This is a genomic window from Deltaproteobacteria bacterium (assembly GCA_019309545.1).
In the GTDB taxonomy this organism is placed as follows: domain Bacteria; phylum Desulfobacterota; class Desulfobaccia; order Desulfobaccales; family Desulfobaccaceae; genus Desulfobacca_B.
Map to the genome: position 1 here is coordinate 1 of JAFDGA010000062.1, position 4,963 is coordinate 4,963.

A 4,963-nucleotide genomic window follows, 5' to 3' on the forward strand; every position below is an offset into this window, starting at 1 on the left:
GGCAGCAGTTTCTCCTTAAACTGAAAAGGAACCCTGGAATACGGTAATTCTTACTGCAACCGGCCACCGACGGAGAACGGAATCCAGATTTATTAGCGAATTTACAGTTCATAAGGGTAGCTTAGTTTCCCTGAAACAGGAGACAGAGCTAAATTAAGCTGGTTTTTCAACGGCCTGTTAAAGGACCGAGCTTTACGGCGCAGTCTGGTAATAATCAGGATTTTTGGTCCCTGGTTTGGTATTCCAATCACGGTAGTATATGAGGCCAGAATCTCCAGGTTTCCATTTTGGGTATTGCATTTCTTTCCCTCCTTGCTAATTCATGGGAAACAGATTACTGATTTGTCACTTTATTAATAATACCTCAACAAAAGGATGAAAATGTTCGCTTCGAAAGAGGGCATGAAATTTGCCGAGATTTTGAAGTCGCTTGGTAAGGTCACCTTGGGGTTCTCTCGCCGCCAAGTAAAAAGAGAGACGCCTGGCATCTGGGTGGTTGACTCGGAGATATAAATGATTGCCAGCGCTGTCCAAAACTCCTTTGTCAAAGTCTTCCACTCTCTGGGAAGCCAATACGAAGAGAATCCCATATTTGCGACATTCCTGCATCATCTTTGGAATCAAGGACAAGCGCGCTACCCGATGAGCTTCATCCAAAATAACTGCGTTTCGCAAATGTCCCTCTTCGGCATGACTGAACATATCTCTATAAAGCCGCTGGAGGAAAAATGAAGCTGCTACCCGCTGATTTTCCTCAATTTCTAATGAGTGCAAGTCCAGGATAGTTGTCATTTGTAATAACCTGGACAACAAGAAGGACGTGTCCAATTCTTCTTTAAAAAGCCCTAATTCGAAGATAGGTTCCAGTCTGGCGGCAATTTTGCGTGCCTCTCTATCTGTTCCGGCTTTTTCGCCCAGACATTTCCAAAATTCGGAAAAACGGGGAGCATTGGCTCCAGAAGGTGAGGCGGCAAACCCTGCTCCTTCATAGCATTGTTTCAAGGTTTGCCTAATAAAACTAACCTGCAGTTCCCCAAAAGAGGGATAAATATCGGCAAAAATTTCGGCAACTTCAAAATAATGGGTAATCCACCCCCGCTCCTGCTGACGTCGCACGGGGTCAACTTCCAAGGGATTAAAAGGCAAACCATTTGCGGCATCAAGTATTAAGCATTTTTCTGACCCAAGGGCTTGATGCAAGTCTTTGGCTAGATCGCCATGGAAATCAAAAATAAATGGGTAAATCTTCTCTCTAGTCAACTCATAACAAATATTCTTAATTGCTGTTGTTTTTCCCATTCCAGGAATACCGACGATAAGAGCATGGGGATTGCCTCGGATACTTGGGCGGAAATACACTGGTTTCTCTGTTTTCGGTTCTCGCCCAATCAAGATGCTTATTTCAGTCTGTTTTTTTTCCGCTTTTTCAATGATTTCCTTCGCCTCAGATGTTTCAAACTTGGTTATTGGGTGCCGCCTATGTAAGGCTGGAATATTATCTGATATTGTTTGTTGTAAGGGGAATTCATCTTCCACACTTTTTCGGCCTGGAACCGAAGGCGGTTCACTCGGATGAAATGAAGTATAGCGCGGCAAGGCTTCCCGGCCAATCAGGGTAATCTTCATTTCGTCATAGAGGTCCTCCTCCGTATCAAAGTCGAGTTCTGGGGAATAAATGAAGCCCCGATAATTAATGGTCAGGGTAATGTCCTCCTGGGCCAAATTCACTAGCCATTTGAGAATTTCATCCCCTGTTTCAGGTTCCAAGAGGCCATGGCGCACGGCGCGCTTGACATAAAAAGCGAAGAGACCTCGCAATTGCCGTCGATGCAGAGGCAAGTCAAGTTTTGCCGATGGGTTTGGAGGAAAATAAACTCTACTAAGCGCCTCTGACCCAGCGCGGGTGGCCTCCAACATATCAGCCCACAAGGCGCGGTCATAAGCCATATAACGATGACGACGATATTTCACCTCCATGAAATCGATTTCTAAGAGTGCTTTTCGCTCCAGTCGAGGCCGCACCAATAACAAATCCGGCCGACGTTGCTCTGATGACTGGGTCCTTGAAGTTTTTGGGAATAAAAAGGGAATGTGTTCATCAATCGGAACCAAAAAGGCCTTCTCCAGTTCTCCGCTTCCCCGTAGAACTTCCCTAACTACAGCCAGGCTTACTGCCTCTTTTGCGACCCAGGGAAAACGGGCCACCCTCATCACCAATCGTCCCGAAATCGATTTTAGCAAGCGGAGCACCTCCCCACAGGCCAGGTCTGTAGGAGAGATCAACATTTCCCGCAGGGTGGTTTTCAACAGTTCACCAACCTCCTCCACCCAAGAGGTGGAAACCATCAATTGTTGACCGGCGCTGCCCACTTGTAAGGGAGTATAATCAATAAGGAAGCGGTCGGCGTTCTCTTTCAATCGGCCTGGCGCCATGGGGCTATCGAAAAGCTCAACTCCCAGGTTCCGATCTACCGTAAGAACCCAATCACTATTTTCGTGGAGTTTGGAAAACAGTTGAAACTGGGCTGCACCCACCGGCACCTTCGTGGCTGGCCACTGATCGCTGTTACCTCCCATCAAGCTCGCGGTGGCTTGAGCAATAACGCGTTGCAACCGCAGCAAAGTTTGGGTGAGCCGTCTATCCTCAGGATGAGGAGTGACATGGGATTCCGGCGGTAGCCATACAGTGCGATACCAAGCCTGATCGCTTTCCTCGATTGTGAAGTTATCAGCCAGGTCCACTTGTAGGCCAAAAGTAGAAACTGGACTCTCTGGACCGGTTTGGTGGACCAAAGCCGGTTTAGGGCGAAAATATTCATTAATAAAAGAAACATGGGCCTCTTCCGGAGCCTTATTGTCTTCCGTTTCAATGTCCTTGAGTTCTCGTTTGGCCCAAAACAGATGGGGGTGCAAGAAACTCTCGCCAGGGCGAAAGAGACGATCCAATTTCTGCGGGAGACCCTGTCCTCGAAGGCGTTGGCTGGCGCAGTCATCGAAAAAGGCCCCGATTTGGTGGATTGGGGATGGTCCATATAGCCTGACCTCATAACCCCTTGCCGGTGTCACAATCGTCCCCGAATCCTCTTCTTGATCTTCAAAGGCATCCCGGCCATCAAGTTCAGCCAATGCCCTGACCAACATCTGGCCTTCGCCGCAGTTAACGGCATCCACCTTTAGGGTACGGACATAGGGATGCAATTCGAGGTATGCTTGCAGCCGTGCTGAAAGGGCTTCGGTGGCAATACTTTGTCCTTCCGTCAAGGTCTCTAAAGTTCCCAGACCTAAGCTCCAACGGACCAGTGCCGCCACCTGATGGGGGTCTTCCTCTTGGGCATTGATATAAAGCGGCCAGAAGAAGAAGGGTGACTCAAAATAATAAAACATGGTGTTGGCCGCGGCCAAAAAGGCAGGGTAATTCCCCCCATCCAGTTGCAGGGCGATTTCCGGTTTGGGCAGGTATGCTTTAGTTTTTTTATCTCCAGCCGTACTGATCCAATACTTTATAAGCTTTTCATGAGCCAAGTGCCAGAGAAGTCTCAGCGGATGCAGGGGTGATAGCAATAAGCCTACCAACCTTTTTTGGTGATGGTCATTTCCTTTTATTATGTGACCGATGTGAATGGTATCCAGGGCCAGGAGATCTGCTAGGATTTGCGGGCCGGAAGAGTCTTGAGCCTTATAATCCTCCAAAATGGTTTCCAGGGCCCTGGCATAGCCACGGGCATATAACAAGATATCTTCAAGGTTGGGGGAAAGTTCTCTGCCTTCAACTAAATTAGTGCCTTTGCTCTCCCTGCTTTCTGCGAACAATTTCCGCCTGGCTGTCCACCATTCTTTGTTGAAGAAGTTGGCAAGCCCTGTATCGAAAGGAGACCATTGCAAGTCTTCCGGTCTCCAGCGAATTTCCGGAGAGAGGGTTAGGCACAAACACCCCAGGCGGTTGGGTTCTGCTAAAAGGCGACGTTGCGCCTCTTCCAGCACCGGATTTAAAGTTATACGCCGCCGCTGACGCTCGTCCAGCTCCAGCTTGATGCCGGTTCCCTTTTCCACCACACACCGGGTCACCTGGGGCATGCTCTTGGTTTTGGCTGCCCGCTCCAACATGAAATCAGGAAGAGAACGGGTCAAGGGAAAGACGGTAGAAGTAGGGGCTTCTACTTCCTCGCTCACCAACAAAAATTCATCACTCTCCCCGGTAATTGGCTCTTCTCCTTCTTGCGGATAGGCCCTAATTACTACCCGGACTCGCAGGGAGCCACCTTCAATACCCTCCACTTCCGCCGGTTTAAATCTCCAGGATTGGGTTTTGGTTGGCAATTTATGTGATTGCGTTTCCCTTAATAATGTAACGGGATCGGCTTCAGAAGTTTCGAGGGTAATTTCATACAAAGGGTTTCCTGTGGGCGTTGTCGGTTCAGTGGTCCACTTTATCGTTAATCTGGCATTATCCTGGGGACGGACCGAGGCTTTCAAGGTATCGTCTTCCAGTTTTAATCCACTCCAGCTATAAGCTTTTTTATTTTTCGGATCAATGAACGAGAGAACCTCTATGCCTGTTAAATTTGTTCCCGGTCTGTCGCTGAAAGACCAGCGATCAAAGGTGAGTTCCAATTCTGGCTGTTCGGCGGCAATCCGGCGCAACCATTCTCTGGATATTGGGGGTGTTTCTCTGAGTAGATCAATAAGTCGGCGTTTCAATTCAGAGTCATCTAGCCCCAGCTCGTCTACCCCTTTGTGGATGGAGCCTCCTGCGCCTTGAGTCAGTTTTTTAACGCAATCGCGGTTTTCTACCAGACGCTCAAGCTGTGGGGAAAGGTCTGGAATCAGACCCAGACGCCAAAATTCCCGCCCGCAATCCGCTAGTGTAGGATTATCAGGGAGAGCGCTCAGATAGTCCAGACGCAAGCCTTCCGGTACCCGCTTCCTGGCCTCCTGCACTAGTTTGCGCACCTCCTCAGGCAGC

Annotated in this window: 1 protein-coding gene; it reads right to left on the reverse strand. The window is 48.8% G+C overall.

Annotated elements, in window-relative coordinates; all coding sequences use genetic code 11:
- Positions 1-345: 345 nt before the first annotated feature.
- A complete protein-coding gene (locus JRG72_11395; GenBank protein MBW2135809.1) occupies positions 346-4,938 on the reverse strand; it encodes an ATP-binding protein in 4,593 nt (1,530 codons plus the stop codon).
- Between the last annotated feature and the right edge of the window lie 25 nt (positions 4,939-4,963).